The sequence below is a fragment of the Streptomyces seoulensis genome (genome assembly GCF_004328625.1).
Classification (GTDB): Bacteria; Actinomycetota; Actinomycetes; order Streptomycetales; family Streptomycetaceae; genus Streptomyces; species Streptomyces seoulensis.
Genome location: NZ_CP032229.1, coordinates 2,940,731 through 2,956,261 on the forward strand (window position 1 = coordinate 2,940,731; position 15,531 = coordinate 2,956,261).

At 71.7% G+C, this 15,531-nt stretch carries 13 protein-coding genes, 5 tRNA genes and 1 riboswitch; of the genes, 8 read left to right on the forward strand and 10 right to left on the reverse strand.

Features of this window, described 5'->3' with window-relative positions:
* Positions 1-6: 6 nt before the first annotated feature.
* A riboswitch (cyclic di-AMP (ydaO/yuaA leader) is annotated at positions 7-175 on the reverse strand.
* 277 nt (positions 176-452) lie between these two features.
* Both D0Z67_RS13685 and D0Z67_RS13690 read right to left on the reverse strand, forming a co-directional pair.
* A tRNA-Met gene (locus D0Z67_RS13685) sits at positions 453-526 on the reverse strand.
* 65 nt (positions 527-591) lie between these two features.
* On the reverse strand, positions 592-1,725 hold the full coding sequence (locus D0Z67_RS13690; protein ID WP_031179220.1) for a dihydrofolate reductase family protein: 1,134 nt from the start codon (positions 1,723-1,725) through the stop codon (positions 592-594).
* 196 nt (positions 1,726-1,921) lie between these two features.
* Here D0Z67_RS13690 and D0Z67_RS13695 point away from each other — a divergent pair, with 196 nt between their 5' ends.
* Both D0Z67_RS13695 and D0Z67_RS13700 read left to right on the forward strand, forming a co-directional pair.
* A complete protein-coding gene (locus tag D0Z67_RS13695; protein ID WP_037774213.1) occupies positions 1,922-2,335 on the forward strand; it encodes an SCO4225 family membrane protein in 414 nt (137 codons plus the stop codon).
* 171 nt (positions 2,336-2,506) lie between these two features.
* Positions 2,507-4,816 carry an N-acetylmuramoyl-L-alanine amidase gene (locus tag D0Z67_RS13700; protein ID WP_031179218.1) on the forward strand — a complete coding sequence of 770 codons (2,310 nt, stop codon included), beginning with the start codon at positions 2,507-2,509 and terminating at the stop codon, positions 4,814-4,816.
* Between the two features lie 43 nt (positions 4,817-4,859).
* Here the strand turns inward: D0Z67_RS13700 and D0Z67_RS13705 are convergent, their stop codons facing one another.
* Positions 4,860-5,198: a MerR family transcriptional regulator gene (locus D0Z67_RS13705; RefSeq protein WP_031179217.1), complete on the reverse strand. Its 339-nt coding sequence runs from the start codon at positions 5,196-5,198 to the stop codon at positions 4,860-4,862.
* A 165-nt stretch (positions 5,199-5,363) separates the two neighbouring features.
* Here D0Z67_RS13705 and D0Z67_RS13710 point away from each other — a divergent pair, with 165 nt between their 5' ends.
* Positions 5,364-5,723, forward strand: coding sequence for a hypothetical protein (locus tag D0Z67_RS13710; protein WP_031179216.1), 360 nt, complete (start codon positions 5,364-5,366; stop codon positions 5,721-5,723).
* Between the two features lie 84 nt (positions 5,724-5,807).
* Here D0Z67_RS13710 and D0Z67_RS13715 read toward each other — a convergent pair whose 3' ends face one another.
* The 7 genes from D0Z67_RS13715 to D0Z67_RS13745 form a co-directional block, all read right to left on the reverse strand.
* Positions 5,808-6,116 (reverse strand): SCO5918 family protein, encoded by a 309-nt coding sequence (locus D0Z67_RS13715; RefSeq protein ID WP_031179215.1) that lies wholly within the window; start codon positions 6,114-6,116, stop codon positions 5,808-5,810.
* A 63-nt stretch (positions 6,117-6,179) separates the two neighbouring features.
* Positions 6,180-7,598: a DEAD/DEAH box helicase gene (locus D0Z67_RS13720; RefSeq protein WP_031179214.1), complete on the reverse strand. Its 1,419-nt coding sequence runs from the start codon at positions 7,596-7,598 to the stop codon at positions 6,180-6,182.
* 171 nt (positions 7,599-7,769) lie between these two features.
* On the reverse strand, positions 7,770-7,973 hold the full coding sequence (locus D0Z67_RS13725; protein WP_019329653.1) for a cold-shock protein: 204 nt from the start codon (positions 7,971-7,973) through the stop codon (positions 7,770-7,772).
* 335 nt (positions 7,974-8,308) lie between these two features.
* Positions 8,309-8,381: transfer RNA gene (locus tag D0Z67_RS13730), tRNA-Lys, on the reverse strand.
* Between the two features lie 77 nt (positions 8,382-8,458).
* Positions 8,459-9,940 carry an amino acid permease gene (locus tag D0Z67_RS13735; protein ID WP_031179213.1) on the reverse strand — a complete coding sequence of 494 codons (1,482 nt, stop codon included), beginning with the start codon at positions 9,938-9,940 and terminating at the stop codon, positions 8,459-8,461.
* A gap of 119 nt (positions 9,941-10,059) precedes the next feature.
* On the reverse strand, positions 10,060-12,225 hold the full coding sequence (locus D0Z67_RS13740) for a DEAD/DEAH box helicase (RefSeq protein WP_031179212.1): 2,166 nt from the start codon (positions 12,223-12,225) through the stop codon (positions 10,060-10,062).
* A gap of 226 nt (positions 12,226-12,451) precedes the next feature.
* Positions 12,452-12,928 carry a hypothetical protein gene (locus D0Z67_RS13745; protein ID WP_031179211.1) on the reverse strand — a complete coding sequence of 159 codons (477 nt, stop codon included), beginning with the start codon at positions 12,926-12,928 and terminating at the stop codon, positions 12,452-12,454.
* Between the two features lie 148 nt (positions 12,929-13,076).
* On the opposite strand from D0Z67_RS13745, the gene D0Z67_RS13750 reads away from it, so the two are divergent.
* The 5 genes from D0Z67_RS13750 to D0Z67_RS13770 all read left to right on the forward strand — a co-directional run bounded on the left by D0Z67_RS13750 (position 13,077) and on the right by D0Z67_RS13770 (position 15,518).
* The gene (locus D0Z67_RS13750; RefSeq protein WP_031179210.1) at positions 13,077-13,427 is read left to right on the forward strand and encodes a metallopeptidase family protein; all 351 of its coding nucleotides are present in this window, start codon (positions 13,077-13,079) and stop codon (positions 13,425-13,427) included.
* A gap of 9 nt (positions 13,428-13,436) precedes the next feature.
* Complete coding sequence (locus tag D0Z67_RS13755) at positions 13,437-14,939, forward strand: metallophosphoesterase family protein (RefSeq protein ID WP_420824435.1); 1,503 nt, start codon at positions 13,437-13,439, stop codon at positions 14,937-14,939.
* 113 nt (positions 14,940-15,052) lie between these two features.
* A tRNA-Glu gene (locus D0Z67_RS13760) sits at positions 15,053-15,128 on the forward strand.
* Between the two features lie 217 nt (positions 15,129-15,345).
* Positions 15,346-15,420: transfer RNA gene (locus D0Z67_RS13765), tRNA-Asp, on the forward strand.
* 24 nt (positions 15,421-15,444) lie between these two features.
* Positions 15,445-15,518: transfer RNA gene (locus D0Z67_RS13770), tRNA-Phe, on the forward strand.
* Positions 15,519-15,531 lie beyond the last annotated feature (13 nt).

Below are 15,531 nucleotides of genomic sequence, written 5' to 3' on the forward strand. Positions count from 1 at the left end.
GGCGCACTCCTTTCCCTCCTCCGCCTACCGGGTTAGCTGACGGGTTCGGAGCAGGAAGGTCTCCTACGCGCGTAAACCCGACGTGCTCCAAGGGTGGTGCACGGCGGATCGGGGCGCGATTCACCCCAAAGTGGTGGGTCCCCGGTTTCCTCGCGGAATTCGGCGTGTGCGCACGGCGCCGTCTCTGCTGACGGCTGTAACGACCGCGCTGCGTTATCGAACGTTAATAGACACGCGCACCGGATTCCAAGCCCGTTCAGCTTGATCGTTTGACGTTCCGGCGGGGCGCAAAGCGGTCAGGAACACCGCGAACAGGGCGAGTTGACTGCGCTTCAGGAGTCACAGGAGTTTTGCTGGTGACTCGAATACCCCAGCCGCCCCGGAAAAAAACTCGGGTCGCAAAACACTCAGGGCCGGAATCCGTTTACTGGATTCCGGCCCTGAGTCTTCAGTAGCGGGGACAGGATTTGAACCTGCGACCTCTGGGTTATGAGCCCAGCGAGCTACCGAGCTGCTCCACCCCGCGTCGTTGTGTCTCAAGCATACGTCATCCGCGGGGTCCGGCGCACACACGTAGCCGTGACGTGGGCCTCAGTGCGGAAGGTGAGCGTTCGGCAGCTGTGCGAGAGCGGCGTACTCGGGCACCGTCACCACCTCCACGCCCCCGGCGGCGAGCACGCCCGAGCCGTCGGCGGCGGTGACGAAGGTGTCCGGCTCGCGCCAGGCGGTGACCACCCGGCGTACCCCCGCCGCCAGGATCAGCCCGGCGCACGGGACGGGCCGGGAGGCGCGGTGGGCGCAGGGCTCCAGGCTGCTGTACACGGTGGCGCCGGGCAGGCGCGGGTCGGCCGGGTCCAGCTTGGTGAGCGCGGCCTCCTCGGCGTGCATCACCGGGTCGCCGCCCTCGCGGGAGTGGCCGCGCGCCAGCTCGGTGCCGTCCGCCGCGACGACCACCGCGCCGACGCTGAAGGCCGTCTCCGAGGGCGGGCAGAGCGCGGCCAGCTCACAGGCGGTGCGCAGCCAGTGCCGGTCGGCGGCGGTGTCCAGCGGGCCGGTGCCGGGGGCGGTGGGCTCGTACCGCATCAGGACGACGTCCTCGATCCGGCGGGAGCCGGTCAGCCGCAGCCGGCCGCCCTGGTAGGCGCCGGGGCCGAAGAGGCGGGGGGCGGCCGGGTCGCCGACGAGGAGCGGGGCGAGGACCAGCTGGAGTTCGTCGGCCAGGCCCTGCTGGAGGAGCTGGGTGTGCACGGTGCCGCCGCCCTCGACCATGAGCCGGCGTACCCCGCGCCCGTCGTGCAGATGCGCGAGCAGCGCCCGCCAGTCGAGGACCGGGCCGAGCGGGACCACGTCGGCGGTGTCCCCGAGGAGGGCCGTGGCCCGCTCGGCGCCCGCGTCGGTCGTGTACACGAGCTTCTCGCCGCCGGTGTGCCAGAAGTTGGCGGCCGGGTCGAGATCGCCGGAGCCGGAGACGGTCACCTTCAGCGGGTACTCCGCCCGTCCCTCCGCCACCCGCGCGGCCCGCCGCCCGGCGGAGTTGACCAGCAGCCGGGGGTTGTCGGCGCGGATGGTCCCGGCGCCGACGAGGATCGCGTCCACCGAGGCCCGTACCTCGTCCACCCGGTCGAAGTCGGCGGGGCTGGAGAGCAGCAGCCGCTCGGGGCCGGTGTCGTCCAGGTATCCGTCGAGCGAGACGGCGGCGGACAGCAGGACATGGGGGTAGGGCATCGACGCGCTCTCCGGACTCTGGGCTGGGGACTCTGGGCTGGGGACTCTGGGCTGCGGGCTCTGGGCTGCGGGCTCTGGGCTTCTGGGGGCGTGCACCCCTTTGTACTCCGTACCGGTGTGCACCTTGCCCAGGCAGGGATGAGTACGGCTACTCATCCCCGGCGCGCGGCCCGGTCCCGGCACCGAGGGCAGCCTGGTGGTGGAGGTGCTGGCCACCGGGTTCTGGGTGGGGCTGCTCCTGCTGGGCGCCCTCGGGAACGCGGCCGTGCTCGGCGCCCTCGCCTCCAGATCCGCCGGCACGCCTCCCCGGCAGCGGGTGCGGGGGCTGCTGGCACCGGCCGTGGACAACTGGCTGTCGCGCGGCTACCTCGCCGTGGTCGCGGCGGCGATCGGGTTCTTCCTCTGGGCCGTGTGCCTGTCCCCCGACCCCGGTTTCGCCGGGATCTGGCCGCTCATGGCCACGGCACCGCTCAGCCTCGTCGCCATCGCGGTGTCCGGGCCCCTGGGGGACGGCTCGCTGAGCCTGGTGGTCTTCACCGCCGGCACCGCCCTGGCCGGCCTCTGCAACGCGGTGCTGCTCGGCCGGCTGGCGCGTGCGCTGCGGCGCTGAAACCCACGGTCAGGTATGGACCAGGAAAAAACTGTATAAGGCAACGGATGGCATGACCTCATCAGCTACGGTCATCCCTTTGGTCATCTCCTTCACCAAATCCCCCTGGGGAGGGGGGAGTCGTGAAGGCTCCGGCGGCCAGACACCGTAGCGAAAGGCATCAGAACCGGTATGAGAGCACGTTGGTGGGGGACGGGCGCGGTCGTCGCGGCGGCCGTGTGCGGGACGCTGGTCGTGCAGGGGGTGAGCGGCGGGGACTCCGGGCACGACGGGAAGGCCGCCGCCGCTCCGGTACGGGACGGGGTGCGCTCGGCCGCGCTGGCCGTCCGGGCCGACGGGACGGGCGCGACACTCGCCCGGCGGGACACCAAGCCGTTCAGCATGCTCGGGGTCAGCTGGGAGAAGCCTTCCGCCAAGCTGGCCGGCAAGGTCGAGGTGCGCTCGCGGGCCGTGGGGTCCGGCACGTGGTCCGACTGGCTGCTGCTGGACAGCGACCGGGGCGCGGGCGAGACGCACGCCGCGCGCGGCGGCACCGAGCCCGCGTGGGTCGGGCTGTCGGACGGCATCGAGGCGCGGGTCGACGGCAAGGCCGCCGCGAAGCTGCCCGCCGGGCTCCGGCTCGACATGATCACGGCGGGCGGGAAGCGCACCGGCGACGAGGCCGAGCCCGCCGCGTACGTCGTGGACGGCCCCGACGACACCGGCGAGCCCGCCGACCCCGGGACACCCGAACCGACCGACGTCACCACCACCGAGCCCGCGCCGCCGGAGGAGACCACCGCCGAGCCCTCGGCCGGGGAGTCCTCGCCGGAGCAGTCGACGGAGCAGTCGACGGAGCCGCCCGCCGAGTCGCCCTCGGCGTCCGAGAGCACCGCGAGCACCGGGCCCGGCGAGACGGCATCGCCCTCGGACTCCGCCTCGCCCTCCGCCTCCGCGACCGTCCCGACCGCGCCGCCCTCCACCGCTCCCCGGCCGCCGATCGTCCCGCGCTCGGGGTGGAAGGCCGACGAGTCCATCAGCCCCGAGGCGCCGACGTACATCGACGGCAGGATCAAGGCGGTGATGGTCCACCACACCGCCTCGACCAACGACTACACCTGCGCCGAGGCGCCCTCGATCATCAACGCGGTCTACACGTACGACGTGACCGGGCTCGGCTGGAAGGACCTCGGCTACAACTTCGTCGTCGACAAGTGCGGGACGATCTACGAGGGCCGCAAGGGCGGCGTCGACCTCCCGGTCGTGGGCGCGCACGCGTACGGCTTCAACTCGCAGACGACCGGCATCGCGGTCCTCGGCACATACGTGGACTCCCCGCCCCCGATGGCCGCGATGGCCTCGGTGGCGCGGCTGGCCGCGTGGAAGCTGGGCCAGTACGGGGTGCAGCCGGACTCGACGGTCACCCTCACCACCGCGCTGAGCGGGCAGAACCTCGCGGGCCGGACCTGGGAGCCGGGCGAGACGATGACCCTGCCCGCGATCCACGGCCACCGCGACGGGTACAACACGGTGTGCCCCGGTGACGCCTTCTACGCCGCGCTCGGCACCGTCCGCACGCTGGCTGCCGGCCCCGTCACCGGCCTCACCCTCGGCACCGTCACCGGTACCGGCACGGTCGGCACGACCCCGTACACCAACGGCCCGCTCACCGTGAACTGGTCCACCACCACCCCGGCCTCGCTGATCTCGTCGTTCCAGGTGCTGGTGGACGGCAAGACGGCGGCGACGGTCGCGGGTTCGGCCACCTCCGCCAAGCTGACGCTCACGGCGGGGACGCACAAGGTGCAGGTCAGGGCGGTGCACCAGTCGGGCCGTACGGCGACCAGCGGCGAGCGTACGGTCGTCGCCGACACCACCGCGCCCACCTTCCCCACCAAGCCGAACCTCTCCCTGCGGACCGGCACGGTCGACACCGCCGCCGTCCCGCTCACCCTCGGCTGGAAGGCCGCGGACAACGTCGCCCTGAAGGAGACCCGCCTCACCGCCCCGCTCGCCAAGACCTACGGCCCGACGGTCACGAGCGCGGCCCTGACCGCCAAGTCCGGTGCGGCGACGGCCTGGACACTGCGGGCGTACGACACCCTCGGCAACTCCGCGAGCGCCTCCGTGACCGGCACCCCGGTGATCCTCCAGGAGACCTCGGCGGCGAAGTCCGGGACCTGGACGACCAAGTCCTCGTCCGGCTACCTCGGTGGCAGGTCCCTCGGCAGCAGCACCAAGAACGCCTCGCTGACCTGGACCTTCACCGGGCGCTCGGTCGCGTGGGTGGTCTCCCGCGCCGCGACCTCCGGCCAGGCGGACATCTACGTCGACGGCACCAAGGTCACCACCGCCGACCTGAAGTCCACGACCACGGCCTACCGCAACGCGCTGTGGACCAAGACCTGGCCGACGAGCGCCAAGCACACCCTGAAGATCGTGGTCCGTGCGACCACCGGCCGCCCCGCCGTCACGACGGACGGGATCGTGTACCTGAAGTAGCCCGCCGCCTGAGGGCCCGCCGGAACGGGCGGGCCCGCTCACTTCAGGCGTCGGCGGCCGGGCCGAGCGACGCGCCGGCCCGGCGGTACTCGGCGTTGATCCGCTGGGCTTCCTCGAGCTGGTCCTCAAGGATGATGATCCGGCAGGCGGCCTCGATCGGCGTGCCCTGGTCCACGAGTTCACGCGCACGCGCCGCGATCCGCAGCTGATAGCGGGAGTAGCGGCGGTGGCCGCCCTCGGAGCGCAGTGGCGTGATCAGTCGTGCTTCACCGAGGGCACGGAGGAAGCCGGGCGTGGTGCCGATCAGCTCGGCGGCCCGGCCCATCGTGTAGGCGGGGTAGTCGTCGTCGTCGAGACGGCCCAGCGACTCGTCTGCTGTCATCTCACCTCTCTGTGGAACGCGCGGAGGGGCTGCAACCCTCCACCGACCCTAATACCGCGTCGGCATTCCGTGTCCGCACAGCCGCCCGATACGCCGATGCGCCTCCGGTGGCCTGTGCGACGGTCCCTGCCGCCCGGTCGGGTCCGGCGCATAGAATCCGGCCTCATGCCGAAGCCTGACGAGCTGATCGTTGACATCGCCGCCCTCGTGGAGTCCGGGCAGAGCAATCAGATGTCCCTCACCGTGGTCACCAGTGGTGCGGTCATCACCGGCCGACTGGCTCCCGAAGCCATGTGGCGGCGCAGGGTGTCGGAGGTGCTGCGGGATTCCACCCATCTGGGCGAGTTCTGCGCCGTCTTCGACGCCCCCGCCAAGCAGGACGGGACCCCCACGCACCTGCACTTCCACGTCGCCCGCATCCTCCAGGGCACCGTGGGCATCCCGATGACGGGCGGGATGTACCGCGTCGCGATCGAGGACGTCACCGCCTGGACGATGGGCGACTTCAGCTACTCCGACAACTGACCCCCGGCCCGCGCCGGGAACGGCACGGAACGCGCGAAGGGCCCGACCGGTGTGTGCCGGCCGGGCCCTTTCGTCGTACTCCGGTCAGCCGGTCGGCGAGGTGCCGAGCATCGCGGACGCCCGCTCCAGCGGGGTCTCGACGGGGGCGGGGGCCGCCTCGGGAACCGTGCGGCAGGTGAAGCCGAGCCGGGCCATGGCCCGCAGCACCTCACCGGCGCTGAAATCGCGGCGGTCCTGACGGGTGACGACCTCGCCGACCTGCTTGGCCGGGTAGTGGCGGCGACCGATGATCACCGACTCGGCGGTGACCGGCTCGGGCTTGACGCCCTTCATCGATTCCAGCACGCCGTTCTTGGTCAGCTCGAACGGAAAACGGGCGATGACGCAGCGCATGATGCCTCACAGGGAGAAGGGAAGACGTGACCGGCCTCGGGGACGTGGTTCAGCTCAAGGGTCCTATGCCGCCGTACCTTCGGCGGACCGCCGGCCGGGTGCGCGGCGGGCCGCCGGGACGGGACGGCGCCGACCTCGTGCGGGGGCGCCGCGCCTCTTGGGGCGTTCGGCCACCGGCGCGGTGATGACGACCGGGATGCCGGAGGGCTCCTGAGCACCGGTGATGCGGTGCAGGGCCTGCTCACCGACGCGGACCGGGGTGGTCTGCGGGACGATGCCGGCCGCCGCCATGAGGCGGGTCATGCTCCGGCGCTGGCTCGGGGTGACCAGGGTCACCACACTGCCGGACTCGCCCGCACGGGCGGTCCTGCCGCCCCGGTGGAGGTAGTCCTTGTGGTCGGTCGGCGGATCGACGTTGACGACGAGGTCGAGGTTGTCGACGTGGATGCCGCGCGCCGCGACGTTGGTCGCCACCAGCACGTTGACGTGCCCGGTCTTGAACTGCGTCAGGGTGCGGGTGCGCTGCGGCTGCGACTTCCCGCCGTGCAGGGCCGCGGCCCGTACCCCGCTGTTCAGCAGGTGCTCGGTGAGGCGGTCGACGGCGTGCTTGGTGTCGAGGAACATGATGACGCGGCCGTCGCGGGCGGCGATCTGGGTGGTGGCCGCGTGCTTGTCGGCGCCGTGGACGTGCAGCACGTGGTGCTCCATCGTCGTGACCGCGCCGGCCGAAGGGTCGACGGAGTGCACCACGGGGTCGCTGAGGTAGCGGCGCACCAGCAGGTCGACGTTGCGGTCCAGGGTCGCGGAGAACAGCATGCGCTGACCCTCCGGGCGCACCTGGTCGAGCAGCGCCGTGACCTGCGGCATGAACCCCATGTCGGCCATCTGGTCGGCCTCGTCGAGAACGGTGACCGCGACCTGGTCCAGCCGGCAGTCACCCCGGTCGATGAGGTCCTTGAGCCGTCCCGGTGTGGCGACGACGACCTCGGCGCCCCCGCGCAGCGCGCTCGCCTGCCGGCCGATCGGCATCCCGCCCACGACCGTGGCCAGCCGCAGCCGCACCGCGCGGGCGTACGGCGCGAGCGCGTCGGTGACCTGCTGCGCCAGCTCCCGCGTCGGTACGAGGACCAGCCCCAGCGGCTGCCGGGCCTCGGCCCGCCGTCCGGCCGTACGGGCCAGCAGGGCGAGCCCGAAGGCGAGGGTCTTGCCGGAGCCGGTACGGCCCCGGCCCAACACGTCCCGGCCCGCGAGGGAGTTCGGCAGGGTCGCGCCCTGGATCGGGAACGGCACGGTCACGCCCTGCGCGCCGAGCGCGGCCAGCAGTTCCGCCGGCATGTCGAGATCGGCGAAACCCTCCACGGCGGGAAGTGCGGGAGTCGTCGTCCTGGGAAGCGCGAACTCCCCCTGGACCGACGGGGTCCGGCGGCGCGGGCCGCCATTACCGGTGCGGGTATGACGGTCGTTCGTACGTGTGCGGTTCATGCGGAACCTTCCTCGATGCGGCACACCTCAAGGAATTCCCGCAGCACTGGGCCGCACGGGTAATTGCAAGAATGAGCCGGTGGAGCGCAGCGGAAAAAGCTGCGGGAAATGCGTACAGCCGGGGCCCGCACCCCGAAGGATGCGGGCCCCGGCTGCAGAGTGCGCGCGGCGTCAGGCGACGACGATGTTCTCGGCCGTCGGGCCCTTCTGGCCCTGCGCGATGTCGAAGGACACCTTCTGGCCCTCGAGCAGCTCACGGAAGCCCTGGGCGGCGATGTTGGAGTAGTGGGCGAAGACGTCGGCGCCGCCGCCGTCCTGCTCGATGAAGCCGAAGCCCTTTTCCGCGTTGAACCACTTCACGGTGCCAGTAGCCATGTCAATTCTCCTTCGGGGCAGTGCATCGCGGTACGCACTGTACGAACCGCGTGTCGCCGCGATGATTACCCCAACCGGAAAAGACCGGAAATTCAACTTCGGGAACCACAACTGCAACCGAGATCGACGGTAGCACGCCACGGCGGCGCGCGTCGGACGAAAAAACCCACCTCGGCTATTACGGTAAATAATCTGTCGGCGCCTCCCCCCGAAAACTGAGTCCGCCGGAACAGCTATCGATCCCCACCGGGTGCACCTCACGTCACCCCGGCCCGGAACCGGACAAAACAGACAAGCCCCCGGCTCAACGGATCGTCGAACCGGGGGCGTTCACGTAGGCCCTGTGGGACTCGAACCCACAACCAATGGATTAAAAGTCCACTGCTCTGCCAATTGAGCTAAGGGCCCTGGGCGGTGTTGCCTGTCCGAGCATAGCTGGCGGTGGCCGTGTCTCCGATCGGGTATCGGGGACACGGCCGCGTCGGTCAGTCGCGGAGGAACCAGTGGCGGGCGGAGGCGAGCCACCAGGTGGCGGCGAAGCCGAGGACGACGAGGACGGCGACCGGGGCGTAGTTGAAGGTCTCCCAGGTGACCGGGGAGACCTGCGGGAGCATGAACAGGACCGTGATCAGGACGACCCACACGACCGAGACCACGCCGACGGGGAGCGACCAGCGGCCCAGGTGCCACGGCCCCCGCTGGAAGGCGTCGCCCTTGCGGACGCGCAGCAGCGTCGGGATGACGTAGGCGATGTAGAGCCCGATCACCGCGATGGACGTCACGGCCGCGTACGCCGTGGAGTTGATGAGGTACGGCAGGCCGAGGACGAGCGCGCCCAGGGCGGCCAGCCAGACCGCCGCGACCGGGGTCCGGGTGCGCGGGCTGACCGTGTGCCAGACGCGGGAGAAGGGGAGCGCGCCGTCCCGCGAGAAGGCGTAGATCATGCGGCTGTTGGCCGTCACCGAGGCCATCCCGCAGAACAGCTGGGCGCCGATCACCACGAGCAGGAGCAGCTTGCCGGTGGTGGCGCCGAGCGCGTCCAGCAGGATCTGCGCCGGGGGCGCTCCCGTGGGCGACTGGAGCGCGCCGTCGTAGGACTGGATGGCGAAGGTGAAGCCCAGCAGCAGGACGAAGCCCGCGATCCAGGAGGTCCAGATGGAGCGGACGATGCCCTTCGGGCCGGCGGTCGCCGCGTCGTGGGTCTCCTCGGTCATGTGGGCGGAGGCGTCGTAGCCGGTGAAGGTGTACTGCGCCATGAGGAGGCCGAGCAGCACGACGTAGAAGCCGCTGCCCCAGCCCGTCTCGTTGACGAAGTGGGTGAACACGAAGGACGCCGACTGGTGGTGGTCGGGCAGGAAGGCGAGCGCGCCGACGATGACCGCGACGCCGCCCACGTGCCACCACACGCTCACGCTGTTCAGCAGGGCGACGATCCGCACCCCGAAGGTGTTGAGCAGCCCGTGCAGCAGCAGGATCGCCGCGAAGAGCAGGACCGTACGGCCGGGTGAGACCCGGAAGCCGAACTGGAGGTTCAGCCAGGCCCCGAGGAAGGACGCGGCGCCGAAGTCGATGCCCGCCGTCACCGCCACCTGGCCGAGCACGTTGAACCACCCGGTGAACCAGGCCCAGGCCGCCGCCGAGCGCGGGGGCGCGAGCCGGTGCGCCCAGAAGTACAGGCCGGCCGAGGTCGGGTAGGCGGAGCAGATCTCGGCCATCGACAGGCCGACGAACAGCGTCATCAGGCCGACGGCCACCCACCCCCAGGTGATCACGGCCGGGCCGCCGGTCACCATGCCGAACAGGTACAGCGTGAGGCACCCGGACAGTACCGAGATGATCGTGAAGGAGACGGCGTAGTTGGAGAACGCCGACATCCGGCGGGCCAGGACCTGGGTGTAGCCGAGCTGGGCGAGCCGCTCCTCGTCGGACAGGGCCGACTCGGCTTTCGCTTGCGTGTCGTCTGTCATGACCCCAGCAATTCCCTGGGCGCCGACGCGACATGCGCCACGCGGCGGCCGAAAAACACCGGGACACGCGAAGGGCCCGTACGGAGATCCGTACGGGCCCTTCGCCGGCTCACCGAGGGTCAGCCGTTGCGCTTCCAGCGGGGCTTGTCGTCACGACGGCCGAAGGAGGAGGAGCCGCCGGTGCCGCGGTGCTCGTCACGGCGGCCGTAGGGACGCTCGTGGCCGCCGGAGCGGAAGCCCGGACGGTCGTCGCGGCGCTCGCGGTTGAACGGACGGTCGCTGCCCCGGTGACCGCCACGGTCGTCGCGGCGGAAGCCGCCACGGTCGTCACGGCGCTCGAAGGAACGGCCACCGCGGTCGTCACGGCGCTCGAAACCCCGGTCGCCGCCACGGTCGCCGCCGCGGTCCTGGTTGAAGGAACGGCGCTCGCCACCGCGCTCGCCGCCACGGTCGTCGCGGCGCTCGAACGAACGGCCACCACGGTCGTCGCGGCGCTCGAAGCCACGGCCACCACGGTCATCGCGGCGCTCGAAACCCCGGTCGCCCCGGTCCTGGTTGAAGGAACGGCGCTCGCCACCGCGGTCGTCGCGGCGCTCGAAGCCACGGCCGCCACGGTCGTCACGGCGCTCGAACGAACGGCCACCACGGTCGTCACGACGCTCGAAGCCACGGCCACCACGGTCGTCACGGCGCTCGCCACGGTCGCCGAAGGAACGGCGCCCGGCCGGACGCTCGTCGCGCTCGGGCTCGCGGGCGGCCGGACGCTCGGCCTCGGCGGCCGCCTCGGCGACGGCCTGCTCGGCGGTCGCCTGCGCCTCGGCCACGGCGGCCTCCGGGTCCTCGCCGCGCTCGCGGGCGACCCGCGCCACGAGGCGGTCGGCCTCCTCGCGCAGCTCACCGGCGCGGCGCTGGGCCCGCTCCAGCTCCTTGACCAGACCGGCGACCTCGCGCTCGGCCTGCTGCGCGGCATTGCCCGCGGACTCGGCCTGCACCTCGGTCATGGACCGCGCGCCGGTGATCTCGGCGACCTCGGGCTCGAAGGCGCCGGCCCCCTGGATGATGTGGCGCGCGGCGTCGACGCCCGCGTCCTCCATCAGCCGGAAGATCTGGCGGCGCTGGTGCGGCAGGGACAGCGAGACGACCGTGCCGGAACGGCCCGCGCGGGCGGTACGGCCGGAGCGGTGCAGGTAGTCCTTGTGGTCGCCCGCCGGGTCGACGTTGAGCACCAGGTCGATGCCGTCGACGTGGATGCCGCGCGCGGCGACGTCGGTGGCGACGAGCGCGTTGACGTAGCCGTCCTTGAAGTCGGCCAGCGTCCGGGTACGGGCGCCCTGGGTCATGCCGCCGTGCAGCGCGTCGGCCTTCACACCGGACTCGCGGAGCTGCTCGGCGATGCGGTCGGCGCCGAGCTGGGTGCGCACGAAGATGATCGTGCGGCCCTTGCGGGAGGCGATCGCGGCGGTGACCGGCGCCTTGTCCTTGGGCTTCACGATGAGGATGTGGTGCGACATGGTCGTGACGTTGCCCTGGGCGCTGTCGACCTCGTGCGTGACCGGGTCGTTCAGGTAGCGCTTGACCAGGGTGGAGATCTCGTTCTCCATGGTCGCGGAGAACAGCATGCGCTGGCCGCCGGCCGGGACCTGGTCGAGCAGCTCGGTGACCTCGGGCAGGAAGCCCAGGTCGGACATCTGGTCGGCCTCGTCGAGGACCGCGATCTGGACGTCCTCCAGCGAGCAGGCGCCGCGGTTGATGATGTCGCGCAGGCGGCCCGGGGTGGCGACGAGGACGTCGACGCCGCGCTCGAGGGCGTAGATCTGGTTGCCCATCGAGGTACCGCCGCAGACGACCTTCATCTTCAGGCCGAGCACGTCACCGTAGGGCTGGAGGGCGTCGGCGACCTGCATCGCCAGCTCGCGGGTCGGCGTCAGGATGACGGCGCGCGGACGCTTCTTCTCGGTGCGGCCGCCGGCCAGCGTGGCCAGGGTGGGCAGACCGAAGGAGAGGGTCTTGCCGGAGCCGGTGCGGCCACGGCCGAGGATGTCCTTGCCGGCCAGGGCGTCCGGGATGGTCGCGGCCTGGATCGGGAAGGGGGTGGTCACGCCGTTCTGCGCGAGCTTGCGCACGATGCCCTCGGGGAGACCGAGGTCGGCGAAGGTGAGCTGGGGGGTGTCGGTGGCCTCATCGGCCTCGACGACAGCGGTGACCTCGTTCGTCTCGTCCCCGAGGGCGGTCACGCCCTCGGGGTTCTCGGGCGCGACGAACTGGTCAGTACTGGAAACGGACATGCGAATGCGAAACCTTCCGGAGTCTCTCGGCACGCGCCCGTCAACTCCGTGATTCGCACAACACAACCGCCTCAATGCGGTCCGTCACGGCAAAGGAGAGTACGCGCCACACGGCGCGCTCTGCGATGGCGCCGGGCAAATGGGATCAAACGATCTACCACCATACGCACCCTCCACCCCTGAAGGCAAACCGGCTTGTCAACCCCCTACTTCGACCCCCTCCGGCTCACTGCGGGGCGGGGTCCTCGTGGGCCGAGGAGGACGGCTCGGCGGACGGCGGCTCGGTGTCCGGCGGCGGCGGGGTCGACGCGGGCGGCTCCGGCGGCGCGGAGGTCACCGGGGGCGGCGTCGGCTCACCCGTCGGCACCGGCTCCCCGGGCCGCACCGTCTGCCCCGGCTTGGACGGCACCGCCGAACCCTGCTCACCCGGCTCCCGTTCGTCCGCCGAGGCGGAGGCCGGCTCCCCGTGCTTCCTCTTCTTGCCGCCGTGCCCGTGCTTGCCGTCGCCCCCCTCCTCGTCGTCCGCCTCGACCCCGCCGCCCCCGGACACCGGCCCGCCCCCGGGACCCGCCCCCTCCCGCTGGGCGGCGGAGTGCGGGGTACGGCGGGGGCCCGCGTCGTCACCGACGTGCACACAGCCGGAGGCGGCGGCCACGGCCAGCACCGCGACGGCCAGACGGACGGGTACGTACAAGCGGCGCACGACGGCCACCTCCGACAGCGGGGAATCGGGAACGCCCTGCCCAACTCCCGCCGCCCACGGGAGGACACGCCACGGTCCCGGCCGGCCGGAGCACGGCGGACCGCGCGTACACGCCCCGCGCCGGGCGGGCTTGGCCGACAATGGCCCTGTGCTGGAGATGACGCGCGACAGGTTCGAAGAGCTGGTGAGCGAGGCCCTGGACCGGATCCCGCCGGAACTGACGCGGGTCATGGACAACGTGGCCGTCTTCGTGGAGGACGAACCCTCCCCCGACGACCCCGAACTGCTCGGCCTGTACGAGGGCACCCCGCTCACCGAGCGCGGCGAGTGGTACGCCGGGGTCCTGCCCGACCGCATCAGCATCTACATGGGCCCCACCCTGCGGTACTGCCGGACCACCGAGGAGGTCGTCCACGAGGTGGCCGTCACCGTGGTCCACGAGGTGGCCCACCACTTCGGCATCGAGGACGCCCGGCTGCACGAACTGGGCTGGGGCTGACCGCCCCGCATGTCCCGGCGCTCGTACGGGCATACGGCACCAATGCCCCGAGTCCCCGCCGCTTCCGCCCCGGACCCGCCCCGCGAACGGAAGTGGTGGCATCCGCCGCGCCGGACCGGCGGCGGCCGGTGGCTGCGGGCGTTCGGCCTGACGGGTGTCGTACTCGTCGGGGCCTGGCTGGGCCTGCTGATCGTCGGCAACGTCCGGGCCCCGGTCGGCCCGATGGACACCACCATGGCCCTGCGGCCCTCGCTCAGCGGCGGCACCAAGGTCGACGTCTCCCCGCTCGGCGCGCTGACCCTGGACAGCCATGTCGCGCCCGTCCGGCTGGACGTCGACGTGGACCAGCTGGACCCCGGGCGCGCCCAGGCGCTGGTCGACCATCCCGAGCGGCTGTCCGGGCTCCAGGACGAGGTGGCCCGGGACGTCGAGCGCGGCACGCTCGACCTCGCGGTGCGCTCGTGCGTGGCCGTCGTCACCGGCGCGACCGCACTGGGTCTCGCCGTCTACCGCCGTCCGCGCCCCGCGCTGGCGGCCGGCGGTCTCGCTCTGACGCTGCTCGCGGCCTGCGGGGTGTCGGCGTGGGCCACCTGGAACCCGAAGTCGGTGCTGGAGCCCAAGTTCTCCGGCCTGCTCTCCTCGGCACCGTCCGTGGTGGGCAACGCCCGCAGCATCGTCACCGACTTCGACGTCTACCAGCAGGAACTGGCCCGCCTGGTGACCAACGTGACCAAGCTGTACGACGTCGCCTCCACGCTCCCCGCCTACCAGCCCGACCCCTCCACGATCCGGGTGCTGCACGTCTCCGACATCCACCTCAACCCGGCCGCGTGGAAGATCATCGGCTCGCTGGTGGACCAGTACAAGGTGGACGTGATCGTCGACTCCGGCGACACCATGGACCACGGCACCTCGGCGGAGAAGGGCTTCCTCGACCCCGTGAAGGATCTGGGCGTGCCCTACGTCTGGGTGCGGGGCAACCACGACTCGCGGGCCACCCAGCGCTATCTGGAGGGCATCAGGAACGCGCACGTGCTGGACGAGGGCGAGGCCGAGACGATCGCCGGGGTGCGCTTCGCGGGCACCGGCGACCCCCAGTTCACCCCCGACCGCTCCCAGGCGACCGGCGGTGACGCGGCGGAGCGGCTGGCGGGCGCCCGGCTCGCCTCGGCGCTGCGGGACCAGAAGGCCAAGGGCACCCCGGTGGACATCGCGGTGGCGCACGAACCGGTGGCCGCCGCCGGGACCGACGGCACGGTGCCGCTGGTGCTCTGCGGCCATCTGCACACCCAGGGCACCAAGATCCTCCCGCTGGGCACCCGGCTGCGCCGCGAGGGCTCGACCGGAGGCAGCGGACTGCGCGCGGTGGAGGGCCAGTACCCGGCACCGATCGAGGCGTCGGTGCTCTATCTGGACCGGGACACCCGCCGGCTCCAGGCATGGGACGCGATCAAGCTGGGCGGGCTCGGGCGGACCACGGCCGAGGTGAGCCGGCATCTGGTGAAGCACTGAGTCCCCGGTCCGGCGCCCTCACCACGGCGAAGGGTTTTGCCCATACCGCTCGCGATCCCCTATGCTGCACACGTCCCCGACGCGCCGCGATGCGGCGCCCAGGCGGGCCGATAGCCCTCATCGTCTAGCGGCCTAGGACGCCGCCCTTTCAAGGCGGTAGCACGGGTTCGAATCCCGTTGGGGGCACCACAGCGGACTTGTCATGAAGGCCCGCCCTGATCCAGGGCGGGCCTTCGTGTTTCCCCACGTCCGGGCCCTGCGCGCCCCCGAAAAGCGCGGTACGGAGCACCGCCCCTGCTCTGATACGCTTCTCCAGCGACGTCAGCCCAGCAGATGCGCACCTCACCCCGGTGGGAAACGCGTTGGGAAGGCCCGCAACCTTGTGCGACACTGTCGTACAGCGCCTGGTCCTGTGGAGCAGTTTGGAGTGCTCGCCACCCTGTCAAGGTGGAGGCCGCGGGTTCAAATCCCGTCAGGACCGCTGAGGTTTCACGTGAAACCTCGTGGCTGGGTAGCTCAGTTGGTACGAGCGATCGCCTGAAAAGCGATAGGTCGCCGGTTCGACCCCGGCCCCAGCCACAACCGCCCGATC